This is a genomic window from Pseudoruegeria sp. SK021 (genome assembly GCF_002119405.1).
Classification (GTDB): Bacteria; Pseudomonadota; Alphaproteobacteria; order Rhodobacterales; family Rhodobacteraceae; genus Meridianimarinicoccus.
This window is the reverse complement of record NZ_MTBG01000022.1, coordinates 36554-58736: the sequence shown is the minus strand read 5'-3', so window position 1 is coordinate 58736 and position 22183 is coordinate 36554. Positions and strand designations below refer to the sequence as shown.

General features: G+C 59.2%; 27 protein-coding genes. 22 read left to right on the top strand and 5 right to left on the bottom strand.

What is annotated here, in order from left to right; translation table 11 throughout:
* The 19 genes from BV911_RS19590 to cysE form a co-directional block, all read left to right on the top strand.
* The coding region (locus BV911_RS19590; protein WP_205963857.1) for a hypothetical protein at positions 1–355 on the top strand (355 nt) is incomplete at its 5' end.
* Positions 279–1634 carry a DNA-packaging protein gene (locus BV911_RS13320; RefSeq protein WP_205963856.1) on the top strand — a complete coding sequence of 452 codons (1356 nt, stop codon included), beginning with the start codon at positions 279–281 and terminating at the stop codon, positions 1632–1634. The genes BV911_RS19590 and BV911_RS13320, both read left to right, overlap by 77 nt.
* Positions 1635–1758: 124 nt before the next feature.
* Positions 1759–2940: a phage portal protein gene (locus BV911_RS13315; RefSeq protein ID WP_086054111.1), complete on the top strand. Its 1182-nt coding sequence runs from the start codon at positions 1759–1761 to the stop codon at positions 2938–2940.
* Complete coding sequence (locus BV911_RS13310) at positions 2937–3194, top strand: hypothetical protein (RefSeq protein ID WP_371588175.1); 258 nt, start codon at positions 2937–2939, stop codon at positions 3192–3194. The genes BV911_RS13315 and BV911_RS13310 overlap by 4 nt, the downstream gene beginning before the upstream one ends.
* A 6-nt stretch (positions 3195–3200) precedes the next feature.
* Entirely contained in the window at positions 3201–3794 is a 594-nt protein-coding gene (locus BV911_RS13305; protein WP_086054110.1) for an HK97 family phage prohead protease, read from the top strand.
* 1 nt (position 3795) lies between these two features.
* Positions 3796–5010 (top strand): phage major capsid protein, encoded by a 1215-nt coding sequence (locus tag BV911_RS13300; RefSeq protein WP_086054109.1) that lies wholly within the window; start codon positions 3796–3798, stop codon positions 5008–5010.
* A gap of 166 nt (positions 5011–5176) precedes the next feature.
* Positions 5177–5776 (top strand): head-tail connector protein, encoded by a 600-nt coding sequence (locus BV911_RS13295; RefSeq protein WP_086054108.1) that lies wholly within the window; start codon positions 5177–5179, stop codon positions 5774–5776.
* Positions 5773–6111 (top strand): head-tail adaptor protein, encoded by a 339-nt coding sequence (locus BV911_RS13290; protein WP_086054107.1) that lies wholly within the window; start codon positions 5773–5775, stop codon positions 6109–6111. The genes BV911_RS13295 and BV911_RS13290 overlap by 4 nt, the downstream gene beginning before the upstream one ends.
* Complete coding sequence (locus tag BV911_RS13285) at positions 6108–6518, top strand: DUF3168 domain-containing protein (RefSeq protein ID WP_086054106.1); 411 nt, start codon at positions 6108–6110, stop codon at positions 6516–6518. Before BV911_RS13290 ends, BV911_RS13285 begins: the two co-directional genes overlap by 4 nt.
* Positions 6519–6578: 60 nt before the next feature.
* Positions 6579–6992 carry a phage major tail protein, TP901-1 family gene (locus tag BV911_RS13280; RefSeq protein WP_086054105.1) on the top strand — a complete coding sequence of 138 codons (414 nt, stop codon included), beginning with the start codon at positions 6579–6581 and terminating at the stop codon, positions 6990–6992.
* On the top strand, positions 6992–7318 hold the full coding sequence (locus BV911_RS13275) for a gene transfer agent family protein (protein WP_086054104.1): 327 nt from the start codon (positions 6992–6994) through the stop codon (positions 7316–7318). The genes BV911_RS13280 and BV911_RS13275 overlap by 1 nt, the downstream gene beginning before the upstream one ends.
* A complete protein-coding gene (locus tag BV911_RS13270; RefSeq protein ID WP_086054103.1) occupies positions 7315–7509 on the top strand; it encodes a rcc01693 family protein in 195 nt (64 codons plus the stop codon). The genes BV911_RS13275 and BV911_RS13270 overlap by 4 nt, the downstream gene beginning before the upstream one ends.
* 1 nt (position 7510) lies before the next feature.
* Positions 7511–8173, top strand: a complete 663-nt coding sequence (locus BV911_RS13265; protein WP_086054102.1) for a phage tail tape measure protein — start codon at positions 7511–7513, stop codon at positions 8171–8173.
* Positions 8174–8195: 22 nt separating this feature from the next.
* Complete coding sequence (locus BV911_RS13260; RefSeq protein ID WP_086054101.1) at positions 8196–8825, top strand: DUF2460 domain-containing protein; 630 nt, start codon at positions 8196–8198, stop codon at positions 8823–8825.
* A complete protein-coding gene (locus tag BV911_RS13255; RefSeq protein ID WP_086054100.1) occupies positions 8825–9712 on the top strand; it encodes a DUF2163 domain-containing protein in 888 nt (295 codons plus the stop codon). Before BV911_RS13260 ends, BV911_RS13255 begins: the two co-directional genes overlap by 1 nt.
* Positions 9709–10155, top strand: a complete 447-nt coding sequence (locus tag BV911_RS13250) for an NlpC/P60 family protein (RefSeq protein ID WP_086054099.1) — start codon at positions 9709–9711, stop codon at positions 10153–10155. Before BV911_RS13255 ends, BV911_RS13250 begins: the two co-directional genes overlap by 4 nt.
* Positions 10155–14087, top strand: coding sequence for a glycoside hydrolase/phage tail family protein (locus BV911_RS13245; RefSeq protein ID WP_086054098.1), 3933 nt, complete (start codon positions 10155–10157; stop codon positions 14085–14087). The genes BV911_RS13250 and BV911_RS13245 overlap by 1 nt, the downstream gene beginning before the upstream one ends.
* Positions 14080–14790, top strand: coding sequence for a DUF2793 domain-containing protein (locus BV911_RS20240; RefSeq protein ID WP_086054097.1), 711 nt, complete (start codon positions 14080–14082; stop codon positions 14788–14790). The genes BV911_RS13245 and BV911_RS20240 overlap by 8 nt, the downstream gene beginning before the upstream one ends.
* 84 nt (positions 14791–14874) lie before the next feature.
* Positions 14875–15672 carry a serine O-acetyltransferase gene (gene cysE / locus BV911_RS13235; protein ID WP_086054096.1) on the top strand — a complete coding sequence of 266 codons (798 nt, stop codon included), beginning with the start codon at positions 14875–14877 and terminating at the stop codon, positions 15670–15672.
* A 177-nt stretch (positions 15673–15849) separates the two neighbouring features.
* Here cysE and BV911_RS13230 read toward each other — a convergent pair whose 3' ends face one another.
* The 3 genes from BV911_RS13230 to pgk all read right to left on the bottom strand — a co-directional run bounded on the left by BV911_RS13230 (position 15850) and on the right by pgk (position 18477).
* Positions 15850–16143 (bottom strand): septum formation initiator family protein, encoded by a 294-nt coding sequence (locus BV911_RS13230; RefSeq protein WP_086054095.1) that lies wholly within the window; start codon positions 16141–16143, stop codon positions 15850–15852.
* A gap of 117 nt (positions 16144–16260) precedes the next feature.
* Positions 16261–17190 carry a class I fructose-bisphosphate aldolase gene (locus BV911_RS13225; protein ID WP_086054094.1) on the bottom strand — a complete coding sequence of 310 codons (930 nt, stop codon included), beginning with the start codon at positions 17188–17190 and terminating at the stop codon, positions 16261–16263.
* A gap of 90 nt (positions 17191–17280) precedes the next feature.
* On the bottom strand, positions 17281–18477 hold the full coding sequence (pgk, locus tag BV911_RS13220) for a phosphoglycerate kinase (protein ID WP_086054093.1): 1197 nt from the start codon (positions 18475–18477) through the stop codon (positions 17281–17283).
* A gap of 142 nt (positions 18478–18619) precedes the next feature.
* On the opposite strand from pgk, the gene BV911_RS13215 reads away from it, so the two are divergent.
* Complete coding sequence (locus tag BV911_RS13215; RefSeq protein WP_086054092.1) at positions 18620–19126, top strand: peptidylprolyl isomerase; 507 nt, start codon at positions 18620–18622, stop codon at positions 19124–19126.
* A complete protein-coding gene (locus BV911_RS13210) occupies positions 19119–19676 on the top strand; it encodes a peptidylprolyl isomerase (RefSeq protein WP_086054091.1) in 558 nt (185 codons plus the stop codon). Before BV911_RS13215 ends, BV911_RS13210 begins: the two co-directional genes overlap by 8 nt.
* 16 nt (positions 19677–19692) lie before the next feature.
* Here the strand turns inward: BV911_RS13210 and BV911_RS13205 are convergent, their stop codons facing one another.
* On the bottom strand, positions 19693–20637 hold the full coding sequence (locus BV911_RS13205; protein WP_086054117.1) for a GNAT family N-acetyltransferase: 945 nt from the start codon (positions 20635–20637) through the stop codon (positions 19693–19695).
* Positions 20638–20736: 99 nt separating this feature from the next.
* On the opposite strand from BV911_RS13205, the gene BV911_RS19585 reads away from it, so the two are divergent.
* On the top strand, positions 20737–20889 hold the full coding sequence (locus BV911_RS19585; protein ID WP_168184074.1) for a hypothetical protein: 153 nt from the start codon (positions 20737–20739) through the stop codon (positions 20887–20889).
* Here BV911_RS19585 and tyrS read toward each other — a convergent pair.
* The gene (gene tyrS, locus BV911_RS13200) at positions 20886–22145 is read right to left on the bottom strand and encodes a tyrosine--tRNA ligase (protein ID WP_086054090.1); all 1260 of its coding nucleotides are present in this window, start codon (positions 22143–22145) and stop codon (positions 20886–20888) included. The genes BV911_RS19585 and tyrS overlap by 4 nt on opposite strands.
* Positions 22146–22183 lie beyond the last annotated feature (38 nt).

Here is a 22183-nt window from a genome sequence, read left to right as displayed (position 1 = left end):
GCCTTCTCTTGCGCCCTATTCTTTCCACCAATGTCATCTGGGATTGGTCAAGATGGCGACGCGCCCATCAACTCGACGCCGCAAGAGCTCATCGGAAAACCGGGCTCAAAATGCAACTGTAGTATTAGAAGACAACAAAACCGGCGCGGCTGCCGAGACATCATCGCTTCTCAAGGAATTGAAGGCGATTTTGATCCCTGCCGTGTCAGAGAGGGAGCGCCTTGAAAAACGACGAAAACACGAAGCTGGCGTCGTCAACGACTACGCAGTCGACTTCGATGCGGCCCGACTTGAGATCGGGCGGCGCCTTGCTTGCCTGCGCGCCGCAGGAGATCCGGGACGCCTTTCTGAATGACATGTCTGAGGGAGCGCTTTTGGCGCTTCCTTACCTGTTTGAATTCTGGGCGTTGGAGCATCAGTTGCCGCCCGAAGGCGACTGGCGCACATGGGTGATCATGGGCGGTCGCGGCGCGGGTAAGACCCGGGCCGGGGCCGAGTGGGTGCGCAGTGAGGTGGAAGGTGCGCGCCCGTTGGATCCGGGCCGGTCACGCCGGGTCGCATTGGTCGGCGAAACCATCGAACAGGTGCGCGAGGTGATGGTTCTGGGCGAAAGCGGGATCATGGCGTGCTCGCCTCCGGACCGTCGCCCGACCTGGGAAGTGACCCGCAAGCGATTGGTTTGGCCCAATGGCGCCGTTGCGCAGGTGTTTTCCGCCCATGAGCCTGAGAGTCTGAGAGGGCCGCAATTCGATGCCGCATGGGTCGATGAGTTGGCCAAATGGAAGAAGGCCGACGACGCGTGGGACATGTTGCAATTTGGGCTGCGCTTGGGCGAGACGCCGCGTCAGGTGGTGACGACGACGCCGCGCAATGTGAGCGTCTTGAAACGCATTTTGGATAACAGCTCAACCGTGGTGACCGCCGCGCCGACCGAGGCCAACCGGGCATTTCTGGCGGATAGTTTCCTGACCGAAGTTCGGGCCCGCTATGCCGGGACACGGCTGGGACGGCAAGAACTGGACGGTGTGCTGCTGGAAGATGCAGAGGGCGCGATGTGGACCCAGTCGATGCTGGAAAAGGTGCAGGTCGACAAGGTGCCCGAGTTCGATCGGATCGTGGTTGCGGTTGACCCGCCGGTCACCGGCACAAGCGCCTCGGACGAGTGCGGAATATTGGTGGTCGGAGCGCGGACAGGCGGCAGCCCGCAGGGGTGGACCGCCTGCGTGATTGAGGACGCGACCATTCAGGGCACAAGCCCGCGGGGCTGGGCCGAAGCCGCGTTGGCCGCGATGGCGCGGCATGGGGCCGACCGCTTGGTCGCAGAGGTCAATCAGGGCGGCGACATGGTGGAGAGTGTGGTCCGTCAGGTGGACCCGCTGGTACCGTTTCGGGCGGTGCGGGCCAGTCGGGGCAAGGCAGCACGAGCCGAGCCTGTTGCGGCCCTTTATGAGCAGGGGCGGGTAAGCCACGTGCGGGGGTTGGGGACGCTGGAGGACCAGATGTGTCTGATGACCGTGCGGGGCTACGAGGGCAAGGGAAGTCCGGACCGGGTCGATGCATTGGTCTGGGACTTGCATGACCTAATTATCGGCCCGGCCTCGACGTGGCAGCGCCCCCGCGTGCGCGGATTGTAAACCGGTCGGTCGGAACGGGTTGAAGGTCAGCCTTTCCGATCTTCGGCAGCAACATACGACACATGATGAATACCGGCCCGGACGGGTCACGCCGCAGCGCCGCGGCAACCGAGGAGGTATGCCTATGGCAATGAGTTTTCTCAGACGAGAGACCCCGAAACCCCCCGAGCAAAAAGCGTCGGCCACAGGCCCGGTGATTGCGTGGAGCGGGTCTGGTCGGGTCGCATGGAGCCCGCGCGACACCGGATCGCTGATCCGGAACGGGTTTTCTGGCAATCCAATTGGCTTTCGCACGGTGAAGATGATTTCGGAGGCGGCGGCCGCGCTGCCGTTGATCGTGCAGAACAAAGATCAACGCTTTGAGATTCACCAGATTGCATCGCTGATCGCCTCCCCAAATCAGATGCAGGGCCGGGCTGAACTGTTCGAGGCGTTGTATGGCCAGCTGTTATTGTCCGGGAACGGCTATTTAGAGGCGGTCGGCGGTGATGACGGGGTGCTTCCGTTCGAGTTGCATGTCCTGCGCTCGGACCGGATGAACTTGATCCCCGGGTCGGATGGCTGGCCGGTGGGTTATGACTATGCGGTCGGAGGCAAGAAGCATCGCTTTGATATGACCGCGGATGTGCCACCGATCTGTCATATCAAAAGCTTTCATCCGCTGGATGATCATTATGGCTTGTCGGCGCTGCAGGCCGCGGCCAGTGCGATTGATGTCCACAACTCGGCTTCGCGCTGGTCGAAGTCCTTGCTGGACAACGCCGCGCGTCCCTCGGGCGCCATGGTCTACCGCAGTCCGGACGGGCACGGATCGATGACCAATGACCAGTACGAGCGTTTGGTTGATGAGTTGGCGGCCAACTATCAAGGGGCGAAGAACGCGGGGCGGCCAATGCTGCTTGAGGGCGGTCTGGATTGGAAGCCGATGGGATTCAGCCCCAGTGACATGGAGTTTCAACAAACCAAGGAATCTGCGGCGCGCGAGATCGCGTTGGCCTTTGGGGTGCCGCCCATGTTGCTGGGGATTCCGGGGGATGCGACCTATGCGAATTATCAGGAGGCCAACCGCGCCTTCTATCGCCTGACGGTGTTGCCGCTTGCGACACGGGTTGCCCATGCGGTGGGCAGTTGGCTGAGCCGGTTCACCGGCGAGACCATTGAGGTCAAACCGGATCAAGATCAGATCCCCGCGCTTGCAAGCGAGCGCGAGACCCAATGGCGCCGGGTCAGCGATGCCGATTTCCTGACGCGGGATGAAAAGCGCGCGATGCTCGGGCTGCCGCCGCTGACCCAGGGGGAGCCGTGAGCGAGGTGCGCCGCGCAACCAGCGGTTCCCGGTTTCTGTACGAACCTTTCGAATATGGCCCGGCCCAGATGCGTGAGGCGCATGAACGGGTTTTAGAGCTGCAATTCCAAGGAATCGACGGTCGCCTGACCCGGATCGAAGAGTTGATGGAGCGGCTTGAACGGCGGCTATGGCTGACGGTGTTCGGGGTCGTGGCCACCATTTTGGCGCAGGCGATCGGCGATCTGCTGACCATCGCCCCAAACGGAGGATAGCAGAGAATGCAGAGCCAGGAATTGAGCGGACTAGAGCATAAGTTCTGTCGATTTGATCAGGATATCAAGATCAAAGACGGAGCGGAAATCGCAGGATACGCGTCGTTATTTGGGGCGATGGATCAGGGGGGCGATGTTGTGGCGCGGGGGGCCTATGCGGCGTCGCTGCAGCGAATGAAAGCAAGCGGCCGAGCGGTCAAGTTGCTGTGGCAGCACGACCCGACCCAGCCGATCGGTATTTGGGATGACGTGCACGAGGACGAGCGCGGCCTGCATGTGAAGGGCCGATTGCTGACGGACGTGGCCCGTGGACGAGAAGCCATTGCCTTGATCGAGGCGGGAGCCATCGATGGGCTGTCGATTGGATATCGGACGATCCGGGCGAGCAAGGACGACAGTGGCCGCAGGGTTCTGTCTGAAGTGGAGCTTTGGGAAGTGTCGCTGGTGACCTTCCCGATGCTGCCAACGGCACGAATTGGGGCCAAGTCGGAAGACCTGTCGGACCGCCTGTTTCGTGACCTTGCGGAGGTCGTCAATGATGCCCGCCGCCGACTGGCCAGCGCGGACTGGGCCGGCCCACCACCGCTGAAAGGAGTTTGAGATGAACCAACCCGAGACCAAGGCTCGGGCCGGGACAAGTGCGCCCGATGCCCAGACAGAGCCGCCATCGGCGGCATCAGAAATCAAGTCCGCGCTTGTCGGATTGATGCAGGACCTAACCGAATTCCGGACCGGGATTTCCACTCAACTGAAAGAACAGGAAATGAAGTTGACCATGCTGGATCGTAAATCTGCCCGTTCCGGGCGCCCCGCACTGTCCATGGCCGCCGATCTTGAGGCGCCGCACCAGAAGGCCTTTAACGGCTATCTTCGCAACGGCGATGAAGATGCCTTGCGGGGGGTCGAACTGGAAGGCAAGGCCTTCAATGCCGCGATCGCATCGGAAGGCGGTTTTTTGGTTGATCCGCAAACCTCGGCCACAATCCACGCTGTTTTGAACTCGTCGTCGTCGTTGCGGTCGGTCTCTACGGTAGTGAACATCGAAGCGACCTCGTACGATGTGCTGGTTGACCGCACCGACATCGATCACACATGGGCGAACGAGACCACGACGCTGACCGACAACACCAGCGCCAAGATCGACCGCATTGTGATCCCGCTACATGAGCTTAGCGCGATGCCCAAAGCGAGCCAGCGGTTGCTGGACGATAGCGCGTTTGACATCGAGACTTGGCTGGCGAGCCGGATCGCGGACAAATTCTCGCGGGCTGAAGCGAGTGCGTTCATCACCGGGGACGGGCAGGACAAGCCGCGCGGGTTTTTAAACCATCCGCTGATGTTGAACGACAATTGGGCGTGGGGCAGTCTTGGGTATCTGCCCACGGGTGCAGACGGAGACTTCGCGACCACGGCACCGTCGGATTCGATCATCGAACTGGTCTATGCGCTGGACTCGCAATATCGCGGCAATGCGACATTCGTGATGAATTCGAAAACCGCCGGTGCGGTGCGGAAGATGAAGGACTCGGATGGTCGCTTCTTGTGGTCGGACGGTTTGGCTGCTGCTGAACCGGCGCGATTGATGGGGTATCCCGTCCTGATTGCGGAGCAAATGCCGGACATTGCGATCAACTCGGCGGCGATTGCCTTCGGTGATTTTAGCGCAGGCTACACGATTGCCGAGCGTCCCGACCTGCGGGTGCTGCGGGACCCGTTCTCGGCCAAACCGCATGTGCTGTTCTATGCCACCAAGCGCGTCGGTGGCGATGTCAGTGATTTTGCCGCGATCAAGGTCCTGCGTTTCAGCGCGACCTGATCCAGCGACCGGATGGACCGTGCTGGAGAAGAGGCGCGGTTCATTGGGGCGATCAAAGGTCAATTCCAGACGTGTTGTCCAGCTTCCCTCCGTCAGAGCAGCACGGACGGTTGATCGCCCCTGCCTTCCCAGAATTCGCCAATCGCCCAGATTTCGGAGAACCGCCATGATGCTTGTCGAGATTATGCAGACCCCGCTTTCGGACCTGCCGATTGTGCCGTTTCGCGCGCATCTGAGGTTGGGCCGCGGATTTGCCGATGACGCCGTGCAGGACAGCGTTCTGGAAACCTGTCTGCGCGCCGCGATTGCCGCCATCGAAGGGCGGACTGGCAAAGCGCTATACAGTCGCGGTTTTCGATGGACCCTGCCTGCGTGGCGATGCCGCGATGTGCAGGCCCTTCCGGTGGCTCCGGTCTCTAACGTGTCGGGCATCACGATTATCACGCGCCAGGGGGATGCCAGTTTTGCGGACCCTGAATATTATTATCTTGAACAAGATGCGTTGCGCCCGTTGTTGCGCGCGGTGTCCTACTTTCTGCCGTCAATCCCAACGGGTGGGACGGCCGAGGTGACCTTCTCGGCGGGCTATAGTGTCGACTGGTCAGGGATGCCGCCTGATCTGGCACAGGCGGTTTTGCTGCTGGCCGCGCATTACTATGAGACGCGCCAAGAGCAGCCGACGAATGATGGCAATATGCCGTTCGGCGTGACCAGCCTGATCGAGCGTTACCGCACGGTCCGCATCCTTGGCGGGGCGGGCGCATGAAGACCGTTGCCTTGACCCATGAATTCGATCTGGAGGCCCCGCAATATGTGCCGGATGGGGCCGGAGGATTTGTCGAAACCTGGGCTGTGATCGGGGTTATGTGGGGCGCACTGAAGACCAGCAGTGGCCGCGAGCGGACAGTCGAGGCCGCGGGTGTGTCGGAACTGTCGCAACGGATTGTGGTTCGGGGCGCCCCTGTTGGTGCGCCGTCGCGGCCGACAGCACGCCAGCGGTTTCGGCTGGGTCAGCGTCTTTTCTCGATCAACGCGGTCTATGAGGCGGACCCTGAGGGGCGCTATCTCACCTGCAAGGTCACTGAGGAGGAGACGGTTTGACTTATGTCTTGGCGTCATGCCTTCAAGAGGCCGTTTTCGCGCGGCTCACGGGTGACACTGCGCTTGCTGGATTGGTTGGTACCGCGATTTTTGATGCGGCGCCACAGGGCCAGCTTCCGTCGATTTACGTTGCAATCGGGCCGGAGGATGTGGTCGCGCGTAGCGATAAGACGGGGCGTACGGCACAGCATCGGTTTGTCGTCAGCATTGTGACGGACGAAGCAGGGTTTCAGGCCGCGAAACGGGTCGCGGCTGTCGTAGACACCGCTTTGACCACGGCCCGTTTGCCGATGGCGCGTGGCACGGTGGTGTCTTTGTCGTTTTACAAAGCCAAGGCGCGGCGCGAGCGGGCGGGAACCCGCCGCCGTATCGACCTTCAGTTTCAAGCGCTCGTCGACGACGCCTGAGCCGCTTTTCGCACTCAACAGTGCGGCCAACCAATCGCAAAAATGACATGGAGATGAGAGATGACAGCTCAAAGCGGCAAGGATCTTTTGATCAAGATCGACATCGACGGCATGGGAAATTTTCAGACCATTGCGGGGCTGCGCGCGACCCGGATCAGCTTCAACGCGGAAACTGTGGATGTCACAAATCTGGATAGTACAGGGGGATGGCGGGAGTTGCTGGCCGGAGCGGGTATTCGGTCGGCAGCATTGTCGGGGTCGGGCGTCTTTCGCGATGAGGCGACGGATGCTCGGACACGGGATGTCTTCTTTGCAGGGCAGGTGCCCCAGTTTCAGGTTATTATCCCGGATTTCGGAATCGTTGAGGGGGCGTTTCAAGTCACAGCCCTAGAGTATGCCGGAAGCCATGACGGTGAAGCCACCTATGAGCTGTCGATGGCGTCGGCTGGGGCGCTGAGCTTTACGGCGATTTGATGGCCAATCCATGGGCCGGAGAAGTTTCACTGACGTTGGACGGTGTGCCGACGCGGATGAAACTGACTTTGGGTGCTTTGGCGGAGCTGGAAACGGAATTGCAAAGCGGAACCTTGGTCGATCTGATCACACGGTTCGAAACGAACGCGATCTCAACCCGAGACGTTCTGGCGCTTGTCGTCGCCGGGCTGCGGGGCGGTGGCTGGAATGGCCATGCTAAGGACTTGCTGACGGTCGAGATCGCGGGTGGACCGGTTGAAGCTGCAAAGGCAGCGGCACTGTTACTGACCCGCGCGTTCACGGTCCCCGGTGGCGATCGGTCATGACGGAAATCGATTGGCCCGGGCTTTTGCGTACAGGCGTTCAGCGGGTCGGGCTGAAGCCCGAGGAATTCTGGAAACTGACGCCGGCAGAGTTGCTGCTGATGCTTGGGGCGGGTCAAGGCGAGGTGCCGTTGTCCCGGGCGCAGCTTGAACAACTGGCCAGCCGGTTCCCGGACACAGTCAAAGGAGTGTGAAATGGCGGAAATTGATGGGCTTGATGACTTCACCGATCAGGTGACTGTGCTGGAAACCAGTCTTGCGGGGGCGCAAGCGGTCGCGTCAACGTTTGCCGGCGAGATGCAGCAAATCCGGACCACAATGTCGGATACCAGCCGGGAAGTGCGCACCCTGTCAAACGGCATGAGCCGTGGTCTGAGAGGCGCGTTTGACGGTGTCGTTTTCGACGGAATGAAGTTGTCGGATGCGTTGCAGAATATTGGAAAGTCGATGGTCAGTGCGGCCTATTCGTCTGCCATCAATCCGGTCACCAAACATATCGGGACCATGTTCGGCGCTGGGCTTGAGGGCGTGATCAGCGGCGCGCTTCCTTTTGCCAAAGGGGGAAGCTTTGTGCAGGGCCGGGTGACGCCATTTGCGAAAGGGGGGGTGGTCAGCGCACCGACGACCTTTCCAATGCGCGGCGGCACCGGGCTGATGGGCGAGGCCGGACCTGAAGCCATCATGCCACTGACCCGTGGTGCCGACGGCCGCCTTGGGGTTGCGGCGGATGGTGGTGGACGAGCGGTGACCGTCGTCATGAATATTTCGACCCCGGATGTCACCGGATTTCAGAGGTCTCAGGGCCAGGTCGCCGCGCAGCTAAGCCGCGCTTTAGGGCGCGGCCAGAGACTTCGTTAGAGCAATACAAAAGGACATTGCCATGAGTTTTCATGACGTCAGGTTTCCCACGTCTCTGAGCTTTGGTTCGGCCGGTGGGCCAGAGCGCCGGACCGAAATTGTCACCTTGGCAAATGGGTTTGAGGAGCGAAATACGCCATGGTCGCAGTCGCGGCGGCGATATGATGCTGGCATGGGCGTCAAATCACTCGACGATATGGCCCTGTTGACCGCGTTCTTTGAGGCACGGCAAGGACAGGTCTTCGCCTTCCGCTGGAAAGATTGGGCCGATTTCAAGAGCTGTGTGCCGTCCGGTCAGGTCTCTGCTTTAGATCAAGCGTTGGGACTTGGGAACGGCGTCATAGCCACGTTCCAATTGGTGAAACGCTATGCCTCCGGAGATGCCGCCTACCAACGCCCGATTGGAAAGCCGGTGGCCGGAACTGTACGGGTAGCGGTAGATGGTGTCGACCTTGGCCCATCAGAGTTTTCGGTCGATATCACGTCCGGCGTGGTTAGCCTCATGTCTGCTCCAGCAGTGGGCGTTCCTGTGACTGCGGGGTTTGAGTTTGATGTTCCGGTTCGGTTTGATACCGACCGAATTTTTACATCCCTTTCGTCGTTTCAAAGCGGGGAAATCTCGGACGTTCCGGTTGTGGAGGTTCGGGTCTGATGGCAATTTCTCCGGAGCTTCAGGCGCATCTGGATCAGGGCGCGACCTCGCTTTGCCGCTGTTGGGTTGTCCGTCGCAAAGATGGCCACGCGCTTGGCTTTACTGATCATGACCGGCCACTCGTGCTAGCTGGAATGGTGTTCAAGGCAGATACGGGACTGACCGCGCATGCATTGCAGCAGACCACAGGTCTGTCGATCGACAATAGTGAAGCGATGGGTGCGCTGAGCGATGCCGCAATAACTGAAGCGGACATCACTGCCGGACGCTACGATGGTGCCGAGGTTGAAACTTGGTTGGTCAATTGGAATGATCCGGAACAACGCTATTTGCTGTTCCGGGGGACGTTGGGTGACGTGCAGATTGGCGGTGGCGCGTTTCGCGCAGAGTTGCGCGGATTGACGGAAAAGCTGAACCAGCAGCAGGGCCGGACTTATCAGGCGTTATGTGGGGCAGGATTGGGCGACGCTGCATGTGGTGTCGATACGACAAGCTCGACGTTTTCAACGGTGGCGACGGTGAGTTCGCAAGGTGGGTCCCAAGTGTTCACCTTGGTCGGGGCTGAGAGTTATCAGGAGGGGTGGTTCGAGCGCGGGTCCCTGAAGGTCCTGAGTGGTTCCGCCGCCGGGTTGCTTGGTCAGGTGAAATTTGATCGGCGCGTGTCTGCCGCCAGTCGGATCACACTTTGGCAAGATTTACGGGAGGTTCTGGTCACCGGCGATCAGGTTCGTTTGACGGCGGGCTGTGACAAGCGGTTGGCTACCTGTCAGCAGAAATTCGGCAATCTTCTGAATTTCCGAGGGTTCCCAAATATCCCGGGGGAGGACTGGATGTTGGCCTATCCCAGAAGCAAAGGCAAAAACAATGGCGGGAGTCGGTACCAATGAGTACGGTTTCGCGACGCAGCATCCAAATCGCGCGGCGATGGATTGGGACGCCGTATCGCCATCAAGCGACACATGAAGGCATCGGTTGCGATTGTCTTGGGCTTTTGCGCGGCGTGTGGAGAGAGTTGTATGGGGCTGAGCCAGAAGTTGTCCCGGCATACACGTCCGATTGGGCCGAGCCGCAGCATGAAGAGGTGCTGTGGGCCGCCGCATTGCGGCATTTGACGCCGAGGCCCCTCGATCATCCCAAACCCGGCGACGTTGTGCTGTTTCGGATGCGAGACAGCACGATTGCCAAACATCTCGGCATCCAAGCGGAGCTTTCTCCGGCGGCGACCTTTCTGCACGCTTATGCGCAACATGGCGTGATCGAAAGCCCCCTTTCCGCGCCTTGGGCGCGCAAGATCGTTGCGCGCTTTGAGTTTCCCGAGGAGGTGATCTGATGGCGACAATTCTTTTGTCTGCGGCAGGAGCGGCAGTGGGTGGCGCAATCGGTGGTTCGGTCTTGGGGCTTTCTGCTGCCGTGATCGGTCGGGCTGTTGGCGCAACGATCGGCCAGTCGTTGGATCAACGGTTGATGGGGGCGGGCTCGGAAGTCATCGAGACGGGCCGAATTGATCGTTTTCGCGTCACTGGCGCAAGCGAGGGCAGCGGCGTTGCCCAAGTGTTCGGACGTACACGGATTGCGGGCCAAGTGATCTGGGCATCAAATTTTCTGGAGCGGCGCCAGACACAGAAATCGAGTGGCGGAAAAGGCGGAGCAGGCGGCGCGTCTGTTCGCAGCTATTCCTATTCGGTCAGTTTGGCGATTGCCCTATGTGAAGGTGAGATCAGCCATGTCGGACGCATTTGGGCCGACGGGTATGAAGTGGCAAGGAGTGCGCTGAATTTGCGGGTGTATCCGGGGTCTGAAACCCAAGTACCCGATCCCAAAATCTCGGCAATTGAAGGGGCAGGCAATGTTCCGGCCTATCGCGGGACCGCCTATATCGTTCTGGAAGACCTTGATTTAGGTCAGTTCGGAAATCGGGTGCCGCAATTCAGCTTCGAGGTCATTCGACCAGAGCAAGCTGCTGCGACTGCATCTGCGAAATCCCTGGTTGAGACGGTTCAGGCCGTCGCGCTGATCCCGGGGACTGGGGAATATGCACTGGCAACGACACCGGTGCATTATTCAGAAGGACCGGGACGCAAGCGGCCTGCCAATGTTCACAGTTATGATGGGCGGACGGATTTTCTGGCGTCAATGACGGCCTTGGAAGCTGAACTGCCCAAGTGTGCGTCGGTCTCTCTGGTTGTGTCTTGGTTCGGCGACGATCTTCGCTGCGGCAAGGCCAAGATCCGGCCAAAAGTTGAGCACAAGGATGCCGACGGGACGCCGATGCAATGGGGGGTTGCAGGACTGGACCGTTTTTCGGCCCTTCAGGTGGCGCAAGAGGCAGGGCGTCCGGTTTATGGGGGGACCCCATCAGATCAGAGTGTTGTCGAAGCCATCACATCGCTTCGGTCGCGCGGAAAGAGTGTAGTGTTCTATCCGTTTATTTTGATGGAGCAGCTTGCTGGAAATGGCCTAGTCGACCCTTGGACTGGAGAGGCGGAGCAGCCGCCGTTACCCTGGCGCGGGCGCATTTCCCTGTCGATAGCGCCGGGCCGCGCGGGCAGTCCTGATGGGACAGTCGCCGCGGCAAGCGAAGTCGCGGCATTTTTCGGGAGTGCAACTGCGTCGGATTTTACGATCAGTGACCGTAAGGTAACCTATTCCGGCGCATCGGAATGGAGCTTTCGCAGATTCATCTTGCACAATGCCGCTTTATGTTTGGCTGCCGGCGGCGTGGATGCATTTTGCATCGGCTCTGAAATGCGTGGGCTGACGCAAATTCGCGGGGCCGGAAATAGTTTCCCGGCAGTGTCGGAACTTGTCCGTTTGGCCGATGAGGTGCGGTCTATTCTCGGGCCTGCGGTCAAGATCGGATACGCGGCCGACTGGTCAGAATACTTCGGCTACGATCCTGCTGATGGGACCGGCGATCACTTTTTTCACCTTGATCCCCTTTGGGCGCATTCTGATATCGATTTCATCGGCATCGACAATTATATGCCGCTTTCAGATTGGAGAGAGGGTACGCAGCATGCCGACGCCCAAGCCGGATGGGAGACCATCTATGATCTCGACTACTTGAAAAGCAATATTGCAGGGGGGGAGGGGTTCGATTGGTTCTATCCGGATGCCCAAGCGGCGCATGACCAAGTGCGCACGCCCATTACCGACGGGGCATATGGAGAGCCTTGGGTCTATCGATATAAGGATTTGGTTTCGTGGTGGTCTAACGCGCATCACAATCGGATTGGCGGCGTTCGCCAAATGGTGCCAACGTCATGGGTGCCTCAGTCGAAACCGATCTGGTTCACGGAAATCGGGTGCGCCGCGCTCGATAAAGCGACCAACGAGCCGAACAAGTTTCTCGATCCAAAATCCTCTGAATCGGTGCTGCCGCGCGCCTCTAATGGCGCGCGCGATGACCTCATTCAGATGCAATACCTGCGGGCGACATACGATTACTGGACCGACCCCCTGAACAACCCGATGTCAGGAACGTACGGCGGCAGGATGGTCGACATGGCGCACGCGCATGTCTGGGCGTGGGACGCCCGGCCATACCCTTGGTTTCCGGGGCTACCAGAAATTTGGAGTGACGGCGATAATTACACCCATGGGCATTGGCTGAATGGCCGCACAGGGTCTCAACTTTTGGCGACGGTTGTCACCGAGATTTGCCAAAACTCAGGGCTGACCAATGTGGATGTCTCGGGCCTATATGGGCTTGTTCGTGGGTTTGGAATTGCGCAGCCAACGACTGCCAGACAGGCGTTAGAGCCGCTTATGCTTGCCTATGGATTTGATGCGCATGAACGAAATGGTACGTTGGTTTTCCGGAATCGATCTGGAAAAATCGCCAAGACCGTCGAAAAAGGCGAACTTGTTCTTTCCGATGAGCAGGAAAGCACCCTTCTGACGCTTCGTGGGGCGGGTTCAGAGAGCGCTGGGCGCATCCGGCTGACCTTTGTCGCTGCTGATGGTTCGTTCGACGCTCAGGTGTCGGAGACAAGCTTTCCCGAGGCAGAGGCCCAGTCGGTGTCGGCGACGGAGTTGAATTTGGTGATGACCACCGCAGAGGCGCGTCATGTGGCCGAGAGGTGGCTATCGGAAGCACGGATCGCCGGAGAAAGCTGTAAGTTTGCATTGCCCCCGTCGTCTTTGGCTTTAGGGGCAGGGGATGTGGTGGCAATTCCGACGCCTTCTGGCGTGGCGCGCTATCGCATCGACCGCGTCGAGGACATGGGATTGCGGCTGCTAGAGGCAATCCGAGTAGAGCCTGAGTCCTATCTTCCTGGGGGCGTTGTTGAGGGTTCCGTGACTTTGGTTGCGCCTCCTGCAAAGGTGCCGCCGACGCCTGTGATTCTAGATCTGCCACTGTTGACCAACACCGACGTCCAATCGGCACCCTATATTGCTGTGGCCAGTGATCCATGGCCGGGCGCGGTGGCCATTTACGACTCGGCTTATGATCAAGCCTATTCCTTGAATGCTGTGGTCGAGGTCTCGGCAATCCTTGGTGTGACCCAAACCCCGTTGGCGAAAGCAGCACATGGCATTTTCGACCGCGGGCCGACGCTCGAAGTGGTCCTATCTGGTGGGGCGCTTAGTTCTGTCACGATGGACGCGCTTCTGGCTGGCGCGAATGCGATGGCCATCGGCGATCAGGATACGGGGCATTGGGAAATCTTCCAGTTTCAGACTGCCGTGCCTTTGGGCTCTGGCATTTATGGGCTGAGCGACCGCCTTCGCGGTCAACTTGGAACAGACGCGCTGATCCCGGATCTGTGGCCCGCTGGATCGACGGTAGTTCTGCTGGATGATGCCATCAAGCAGCTATCCTTTCCGAGCAATATGCGAGGGCTTGCGCGACACTATCGGATCGGGCCCGCTGACCTGACATATGACGATAACAATTTCGTTCATTTGCAGGTGGCCTGCGAAGCGGCGGGTCTAAGACCATTTGCACCGGTACATTTGCAGCAGGTTCGGGATGCGGCGGGAGTTGATCGTATCAGTTGGATCAGGCGCACCCGGATTGACGGAGACATTTGGTCTATAGCCGACGCGCCGCTTGGCGAAGCGCGTGAAGAGTATCTGCTGCACGTGCTCGTGGCAGGAACGGTCGTGCGGACCGTAACCGTGGCCCAACCTCTGTGGAGTTACGAGCCGTCCATGCGCGCTGCGGACGGTGTGGTTGGAGCATATGAAGTTCAGGTCGCACAAATTTCCGATCGTGTCGGGGCCGGTTTATTTAGAAGGATCATGATCAATGACTAAAACGGAAAATCTGAATCTGCCGCTTGTCCAGGCATCACAAGCGCAGAAGCATGTAACGGTGAACGAGGCTTTTGCCCTGTTGGACGGCCTGTGCCAGATGACGTTGGAATCACTGTCCATATCCCAGCCACCTATCACAGCGATAGATGGCCAAGCATGGGGGGTGCCTGTCGGGGCATCAGCAGAGTGGGCAACGGAACAGGGAAAACTTGCAGTCTTTTGCAACGGCGGCTGGCTGTTCGTTTCGCCTCAGGCAGGGTGGCGTGGATGGGTCAAGGACATGAGCCAACCGGTTCTTCACGACGGTTCGACATGGGTTGCAGCCGGTGTCGCACTGTCGCCAAATGGGGCGGCGACACTGATCGACGTGATCGAGTTTGATCTAGATCTGACCCCCGGAACAAATGTGACTAGCGCCGCAATCATCCCGGCCTCATCCGTGGTTTTCGGTGTGACTGGGCGCGTCCTTCAAGCCATCTCGGGAAGCCTGACGTCATGGCGCCTTGGCGTGGCGAGCAGTTCAAACCGGTACGGCTCTGGCCTTGGGATTGCAGAGGGTTCCACTGCGATGGGTCTGACGGGGCAGCCACTCGCGTATTACGTGGATACGGCGTTGTCACTTGAAGCCGAAGGGGGCGCCTTTACGTCCGGGCAAATCCGTCTTGCGGTTCACCTGCTGCGATTGGGTATACCGCGCCGTTGACCCTTGGTGGATAGGGCGCAAACCGGTATGATCTTTTCTGTGCCTCAGTCTTCCCGTATATGACCGAGCAAAGAGGAGGCCGATATGGCGGAACTTCACAAGAGCATTTCGTCTTTTGACCCCGTGTGGGCCCAAATCACGTCAGAGGCCAAAGATGCGATCCGGGCCGAGCCGCTGTTAGGCGGCTTGATCCATTCTGGTATCCTCCACCACTCGACGCTTGAACGGGCGCTGTCCTATCGGCTTTCCATGAAGCTGTCGTCCAGCGAAATGCCTGACCAGTTGTTGCGCGAAATCATGGACGAAGCCTATGGATCGGATGCGTCATTGGTTCAGGCGGCGCGTGCGGATTTGGTCGCAGTTTACGAGCGTGACCCCGCGTGCCACAGAATGATCCAACCTATCCTTTATTTCAAAGGGTATCAGGCAATTCAGGCGTACAGGATCGGTCATTGGCTCTGGGCGCAGGAGCGCGAGGATATGGCCTATTTTGTTCAGATGCGGGTATCAGAATGCTTCGGTGTCGACATTCATCCGGCGGCGCGGATGGGCAAAGGCATCATGATCGACCATGCGCATTCGATTGTGATCGGGGAAACGGCTGTAGTTGGCGACAACGTATCGATGCTGCATGCGGTTACACTTGGGGGCACGGGCAAGGAAGATCATGACCGTCATCCGAAAATTGAGGATGGGGTGCTGATTGGCGCTGGGGCTAAAGTGTTGGGCAATATCATCGTCGGGCATTGTTCAAGAATTGCCGCCGGTTCGGTTGTTCTGGAAGATGTTCCTGCGTGTACGACCGTTGCGGGTGTGCCGGCAAAGATCGTGGGCGAGGCAGGGTGTGCGCAGCCGTCAATTTCCATGAACCAACGTCTTTAGAATTCCGCAAAATTCACCCTCACCATTGATGGGATGCTCCTCTGAGACGGAGTGCCACGCAGTTTTTTGTCCTCGTGGGGCTGGTAACGCAGGGGATCGAACGTCGTGAGCTTTGCTTTGGCTGTATAGCGGCCTGATCCTGGGTCAGGATGGATGACGGCAGCGCGGGCTCCAGTCTTAGCGAACGACCAAATCGTCTGCGCGCAAGGTGCCTAAGATATTGCGCGCCCGTTCGTCGAGCAGATCGAGGTCGAGGAAGTTGTCTGACAGCCGACGGGTTTTGTTGGTCATTGCTGCAACGTCGCCTTCCAGCGCATCACGAGTCTCAATCAATGCGTTCAATTCGGATTGAATCGCAATCCGTTGCAATACGCCAAGATCGCCTTGGACCGCAGCGAACGCGAAGTAGATCGCAAGGGCGACTGCCATGGTCGCGTAAGCGAGGAAACCGAAACCACTGTTTTTTGTCATTGCTGCCCTGATCCGCCCGGATGTGCGTTGCGTTGACTATCGCACATCCGAAGCGGATTTTGAATCTAAAACATCATGGCAACAGCCGGTCTGAAAGGTCCGGCCATTGCCAAGGGATCAGGCGGCGCCTTTGTAGATGTCGACCAGTTTGCCAAGCATTTCCATGGCGTCTTCACGGGACCGCTGGAAGCTGTTGCGCCCAATGATCGAGCCGTTTCCGCCACCGTCGCGGATTGCCCGGGCATCGTCATAGACGCTATCCGTACCCTTTTTCGCACCGCCCGAAAACACCATGATGCGACGACCGGCAAAGGCGCTATCCATGCAATGCTTGACGCGCGCCGCTTGGGTCGAGACATCAATGCCGAGGTCTTCGTAGACTTTCTTGGCTTCCGGCAGCATGAGGTGGTCTGTCGACAGCTTGATCTTAATGATATGCGCGCCAATCTGACCTGCGATGTGGGCGGCATAAGCAGCAACGTCGATTGCGGTTTCGCCGTCTTTGCTGATGGCTTCGCCACGCGGGTAGGACCAGATCACCGTGGCGACGCCCTTGGCAGCAGCTTCCTTGCGCATTTCGACGATCTCTTCGAACATCTCGATGGCGCAATCCGAGCCGGGGTAGATCGTGAACCCGATTGCCGCACAGCCGAGTCGCAGCGCGTCATCCACAGACGCGGTCAACGCTTGGTTTTTTCCGGCAGTCTCTGACATCAGCGAGTTGGAAGAATTTACCTTCAGAATTGTCGGAATTTGACCGGCGAAGGTATCCGCGCCTGCCTCCAACTGTCCAAGCGGCGCGGCATAAGCATTCATGCCCGCGTCGATGGCCAGTTGGTAGTGGTAGTGCGGATCATACCCGGCTGGATTGGGCGCAAAGGTCCGTGCGGGTCCGTGCTCAAAGCCCTGATCAACCGGAAGGATGATCATTTTTCCGGTTCCACCCAACGCGCCATTCATCAGAATGCTGCAAAGTTTGGCCTTTACGCCCGGGGTTTCACCTTCATAGTTTCTCAGGATCTTTTGGACGGCTTCAGTGGCTTTCATCGTAGGAACCTTTGACTGATTGAACTGCGTCATTGGTTAGTCGGCTCCCGCATGGCAAGCAATACTGGGAGCGCTAACGGTGAGTGTTTGTCACCCCTGATCGTTCAAAGCGGCCACACCCGGAAGGGTTTTTCCTTCCATCCATTCCAAAAACGCACCGCCTGCGGTCGAAATATAAGTGAAATCATCTGCCGCGCCGGAGATGTTCAAAGCGGCCACCGTGTCGCCACCTCCCGCAACGCTGATCAGTTTGCCCTCTCGGCTGAGAGTGGCAGCGCATTTGGCGGCAGCATTGGTCGCCATGTCGAAGGGCGGGATCTCGAACGCGCCAAGCGGACCGTTCCAGATCAACGTGGCGGAAGCTTTGAATACCGCATCCAAGGCCGCCACGCTTTCTGGTCCCGCATCCAGAATCATCGCATCATCCGGGCAAGCATCTGCCGGGAGGACCTCATAGGCGGCTCCGGCCTTGAATTCACGCGCGACGACGATGTCGATTGGCAGGACAATCGTACAGCCAGCTGATTCAGCCTTGGTCAGGATCGCACGGGCGGTGTCGGCCATATCGGCTTCGGCCAGCGATGTCCCAATAGGTTTGCCTTGGGCGACCAGAAACGTGTTTGCCATGCCGCCGCCGATCACCAGCGTGTCGACCTTTTCCACCAAATTGCTGAGCAATTCGAGTTTGGTTGATACCTTGGCACCGCCCACCACCGCAACCACGGGCCGTTTTGGTGCGGATAATGCTGCCTCAAGCGCTTGCAGTTCAGCCTGCATCAGGCGTCCCGCGCAGGCGGGCATCAGCCGGGCGAGGGCTTCGGTCGAGGCATGAGCGCGGTGTGCGGCCGAGAACGCATCGTTGCAATAGATCTGTCCCAATGCGGCCAGAGACGCCGCGAACCGCGCATCGTTGGCTTCTTCTTCGGCGTGGAACCGGGTGTTCTCTAGTAACAAAACCGACCCGTTCGGCAATTCACCCACCGCCTGTTTCGCGGCGCTGCCGATGCAATCGGACGCGAAAGTGACCGGAACGCCGAGAATATCCTGCAAAACCGGCACGAGGAACTCAAGGGACAGGTCGGGAACCACCTTGCCTTTGGGCCGCCCGTAATGCGCCATGAGGACCGGCTTGCCGCCTTTCGCCAAAATATCCGCAATGGTCGGCGCAATCCGCTCGATCCGCGTTGCGTCGGTTACCTTGCCATCCGCAACGGGAACATTGATGTCCACGCGGGTCAAGACAACCTTGCCGCTCAGATCCAGGTCGTCGAGCGATTTCCAAGCCATTTGGGTTCTCCAGTCAATTTGCGGTTGGGTTCTTTCACCCCAGATCGGACGAGCGGTCAATCACTGACCTGCTTTCGGCTTTTCCTTTGACGAAATGCACCCTAGGGTCCGGCGCAATTCGACGCAGAAAAGGAGGCCCCCAATGGCCGAGATCAAAGATCCAGAAAATACCATCATTGTGGAGCTGAAGGATGGCGCCGTAGTGATTGAACTGCTGCCAGCCGTGGCGCCCCAGCATACCGCACGAATGAAGGAACTGGCGCGGGCCGGAGCGTACGACAACGTTGCCTTTCACCGGGTCATCGATGGCTTCATGGCGCAGACCGGTGATGTCGCCAATGGCAACATGGAACAGGATTTCAACATCCGTCGCGCTGGCACCGGCGGGTCTGACCTTCCCGATCTTCCGGCGGAATTTTCCAAGCTGCCGCATGACCGGGGCACGATCGGCGCTGCGCGCTCATCCAATCCCAACTCGGCCAACTCGCAGTTCTTTATCAACTTCTCCGACAACAGCTTTCTGAACGGTCAGTACACCGTTTATGGTCGCGTTCTGTCGGGGATGGAATTCGTCGATAAGATTGCCCGGGGTGAGCCGCCTGCGGCCCCGGACCGGATGATCAGTGTCAAGGTGGCCGCAGATGTTTAAGGTCGCTGCGACGGCTCTGACGGTGCTGGCCGCAGCGCCGGCCTTTGCCACCGGACTTGAAATCACCGTTGCTGGCGAAGCAAACGGTGTGATTGAGATTCAGCTGCGCGATGATCTGGCCCCACAACACGTGGCGCAGATCGTCGCTCTGGCCGAAGAAGGCGCGTATGATAATGTCGCGTTTCACCGGGTTATCGACGGTTTCATGGCCCAGACCGGGGATGTGGAATTCGGCAAGATGGACGCGGACTTCGATATCCGCCAAGCGGGAATGGGCGGCTCTGACCGCGACAACATCCCTGCCGAGTTCTCAGAAGAATCGTTTGAACGCGGTGTAGTTGGGATGGCGCGGTCCCAGAACCCGGACAGTGCCAATAGCCAATTCTTCATCATGTTCGCGCCGGGTGAATTCCTGAACGGACAGTACACCATCATCGGTGAAGTGACCGAAGGCATGGACATCGTCGACGCCATCAAGCTTGGAACCGGACCAAATGGTGCCGTGGTCGGAGAGCCTGACCGTATGGTCTCGGTCACTGTCACCGACTGATCGTCCGCCGGGAAGATCAAGACATCCGCCCGGGCCAACCGTTTGGCCCGGGCGACACCGCGCCCCAATGCTGAGACCATGCGGCACCCAAACGCGCGACCATTGCGGTGCCCGGTGCTCGCATCCATGTGCTGCTAAGGTGAACAGGTTTGGCCCCTGCGCCGAGCTTAAAACGCGCCAAACCGGGCGTCGTTTCCGTGTCCAGAACCCCCAGATCAAATCCGGTGTATCCGCGCTCTGCCAACCAGCACCCGGCCTGCCACATCAACAGATTATGGGCCGACACGTGGCGACCTTCGGGGCCGGTCCAGCCGATGTGATAGGTCGCTGTCGGCGCATGCAGTAACACCAAAATGCCCGCGATCGGGCGTCCGGCCTGATAGAGGCTGAACAGTCGGGTGCCCCCGGGAGTGGCCGTTTCCCATGCAACTGAAAAGCTGGGTGGAAGGCGGCTGTAGCGGCGTTGTCGGCTTTGCGCGGCCTCCGCGCGCAACAGCCAGTGCTGCGGGTCCGCAGGCAACCGAGTTATTTTTACTTGCAGCCCCGACGCTTCGGCCCGGTTCAGCCGGTTGCGCCACTTTTGATCCAGTGCCGCACGTCGGGCGCTATGTGGCCCGGTCAAATCGATCTCGGCCAGATGGAACGGCGACATCATGCGCAGCAACCCGCGTCCCTCCAGCAGGTCACGCCCCTGATCGCGATCCGGCGTGAGGATCACGCCGGTGAACCGCTGTGCCAACTGATCCACCAGCGCGTGCAGCGCAGTATGGCGATCAGCGGGGGGGAACTGCTCGGACCAGACCGGGCCGCGAGTCACCAAGGCGAACCGACCCAGCAATGGCCACCGTCGTAGCACCACTTGCGCTGTCGCCAGAGGTGCGGTCCCCCGGCCAAAGGACAAGTTCAGAACTTCGGCGCCCAAGGCGCGGCAGGCAGCCCCATAGCAAGGGTGCTGCTGCATCGCAGGCGCCGCCGATGGAAAAATCCCAGACGTGTCGGACCATTTCAGCGTCATAGCCCTGTTAACGCGTCGAAAACCTAAAGCGGCGTTAATAGGGCTATGAAAAAGCCACTCAATCCGATTATGGGGGTCGTTGCGCCGCGGGCCCGGCCAAGTTGGGCCAGCGCGCTATGGCTGGCCCTTGTTCTGTCGATCCCGACCTTCGTGTTGCTCAGTGCAGGCGAAGGGATTTGGCGTTGGCTGTCCGGTTAGGACTTGGTGGCCAAGGTGATCAAGGCATGGCGCTTGCGTCCAGCGCTGAGTTTCAGCGGGCTGTCTAAGTCGGACAGGTGCAGGACCAGCCCGGCATCGGTCAGGGGGGCGTCGTCAAGCCGCGCGCCATTGTCTGCGATCAGGCGCTTGGCCTCTTTGCCGGTCTTGGCCAACCCGGCACGCACGATCAGTTGCACGATGGAAATGCCGTCGCCAACCTCGTCGGCGCTGAGGGCAAGGGTCGGCAGGTCGTCGCCGGTTCCGCCCTTTTCAAAGACTTCACGCGCTGTGGCCTCGGCAGCGGCAGCGGCAGCGGCGCCGTGCAGCAGCGTCGTGACTTCGTTGGCCAGCCGGATTTTGCCCTCGTTGATTTCTGAGCCTTCCAGCGCCCCCAGACGGTCGCATTCGTCCAGTGGCAGTTCTGTGTACAGCTTCAGGAATCGTCCGACATCGGCATCGGTGGAATTGCGCCAGAACTGCCAGAACTCATAGGGGCTCAACATGTCGCCGTTCAGCCAAATCGCGCCACCCGCACTTTTGCCCATCTTCTTGCCGTCAGACGTGGTCAACAGCGGCGAAGTCAGGCCATAGATCGTTGTATCGGCCACCCGGCGGGTCAGGTCGATCCCGTTAATGATATTGCCCCACTGATCCGAGCCGCCCATCTGCAACTGACAGCCATACCGGCGGTTCAATTCCAGAAAATCGTAGGCCTGCAAGATCATGTAGTTGAATTCAAGAAAGCTCAGCGATTGCTCGCGGTCTAGACGCGATTTGACCGACTCAAAGCTCAGCATCCGGTTCACACTGAAATGCCGCCCGATATCCCGCAGGAATTCGAGGTAATTCAGGCTGTCCAGCCATTCCGCATTGTTCAGCATCAACGCGCCATTTCCGGCGTCGCTGTAATCCAAGTAGCGGGCAAAGACTTGGCCCATGCCCGCGATATTGGCGTTAATCTGCTCCGGACCCAGCAACGGGCGTTCATCCGACCGGAACGACGGATCACCGACCTTAGTTGTGCCGCCGCCCATCAGCGTAATTGGCCTGTGGCCAGTTTTTTGCAGCCAGCGCAGCATCATGATGTTCAACAGATGGCCGACATGCAGCGACGCCGCCGTGGCGTCATAGCCAATATAGGTGGGCACGATGCCATTCAGCAGCGCCTCATCGAGGCCCTCAAGATCGGTGCAGTCGGCAAGGAAGCCGCGCGTGATCATGACGTTCAAAAAGTCAGATTTCGGCTGGAAGGTCATCGTCGCAGGGTCCATTCTCGGGCAATCAGTGGCTTATA

What these genes read in the sequence shown, in the direction of transcription:
- BV911_RS13275 (WP_086054104.1), top strand. Translation starts at nt 6,992, where the DNA reads ATGGCCAATCCATGGGCCGGAGAAGTTTCACTGACGTTGGACGGTGTG.
- BV911_RS13250 (WP_086054099.1), top strand. Translation starts at nt 9,709, where the DNA reads ATGAGTACGGTTTCGCGACGCAGCATCCAAATCGCGCGGCGATGGATT.
- BV911_RS13225 (WP_086054094.1), bottom strand. Translation starts at nt 17,190, where the DNA reads ATGAAAGCCACTGAAGCCGTCCAAAAGATCCTGAGAAACTATGAAGGT.
- BV911_RS20240 (WP_086054097.1), top strand. Translation starts at nt 14,080, where the DNA reads ATGACTAAAACGGAAAATCTGAATCTGCCGCTTGTCCAGGCATCACAA.
- BV911_RS13315 (WP_086054111.1), top strand. Translation starts at nt 1,759, where the DNA reads ATGGCAATGAGTTTTCTCAGACGAGAGACCCCGAAACCCCCCGAGCAA.
- BV911_RS13205 (WP_086054117.1), bottom strand. Translation starts at nt 20,637, where the DNA reads ATGCAGCAGCACCCTTGCTATGGGGCTGCCTGCCGCGCCTTGGGCGCC.
- BV911_RS13300 (WP_086054109.1), top strand. Translation starts at nt 3,796, where the DNA reads ATGAACCAACCCGAGACCAAGGCTCGGGCCGGGACAAGTGCGCCCGAT.
- BV911_RS19585 (WP_168184074.1), top strand. Translation starts at nt 20,737, where the DNA reads ATGAAAAAGCCACTCAATCCGATTATGGGGGTCGTTGCGCCGCGGGCC.
- BV911_RS13230 (WP_086054095.1), bottom strand. Translation starts at nt 16,143, where the DNA reads ATGACAAAAAACAGTGGTTTCGGTTTCCTCGCTTACGCGACCATGGCA.
- BV911_RS13270 (WP_086054103.1), top strand. Translation starts at nt 7,315, where the DNA reads ATGACGGAAATCGATTGGCCCGGGCTTTTGCGTACAGGCGTTCAGCGG.
- tyrS (WP_086054090.1), bottom strand. Translation starts at nt 22,145, where the DNA reads ATGACCTTCCAGCCGAAATCTGACTTTTTGAACGTCATGATCACGCGC.
- pgk (WP_086054093.1), bottom strand. Translation starts at nt 18,477, where the DNA reads ATGGCTTGGAAATCGCTCGACGACCTGGATCTGAGCGGCAAGGTTGTC.
- BV911_RS13265 (WP_086054102.1), top strand. Translation starts at nt 7,511, where the DNA reads ATGGCGGAAATTGATGGGCTTGATGACTTCACCGATCAGGTGACTGTG.
- BV911_RS13255 (WP_086054100.1), top strand. Translation starts at nt 8,825, where the DNA reads ATGGCAATTTCTCCGGAGCTTCAGGCGCATCTGGATCAGGGCGCGACC.
- cysE (WP_086054096.1), top strand. Translation starts at nt 14,875, where the DNA reads ATGGCGGAACTTCACAAGAGCATTTCGTCTTTTGACCCCGTGTGGGCC.
- BV911_RS13260 (WP_086054101.1), top strand. Translation starts at nt 8,196, where the DNA reads ATGAGTTTTCATGACGTCAGGTTTCCCACGTCTCTGAGCTTTGGTTCG.
- BV911_RS13215 (WP_086054092.1), top strand. Translation starts at nt 18,620, where the DNA reads ATGGCCGAGATCAAAGATCCAGAAAATACCATCATTGTGGAGCTGAAG.
- BV911_RS13305 (WP_086054110.1), top strand. Translation starts at nt 3,201, where the DNA reads ATGCAGAGCCAGGAATTGAGCGGACTAGAGCATAAGTTCTGTCGATTT.
- BV911_RS13210 (WP_086054091.1), top strand. Translation starts at nt 19,119, where the DNA reads ATGTTTAAGGTCGCTGCGACGGCTCTGACGGTGCTGGCCGCAGCGCCG.
- BV911_RS13290 (WP_086054107.1), top strand. Translation starts at nt 5,773, where the DNA reads ATGAAGACCGTTGCCTTGACCCATGAATTCGATCTGGAGGCCCCGCAA.
- BV911_RS13280 (WP_086054105.1), top strand. Translation starts at nt 6,579, where the DNA reads ATGACAGCTCAAAGCGGCAAGGATCTTTTGATCAAGATCGACATCGAC.
- BV911_RS13295 (WP_086054108.1), top strand. Translation starts at nt 5,177, where the DNA reads ATGATGCTTGTCGAGATTATGCAGACCCCGCTTTCGGACCTGCCGATT.
- BV911_RS13320 (WP_205963856.1), top strand. Translation starts at nt 279, where the DNA reads ATGCGGCCCGACTTGAGATCGGGCGGCGCCTTGCTTGCCTGCGCGCCG.
- BV911_RS13245 (WP_086054098.1), top strand. Translation starts at nt 10,155, where the DNA reads ATGGCGACAATTCTTTTGTCTGCGGCAGGAGCGGCAGTGGGTGGCGCA.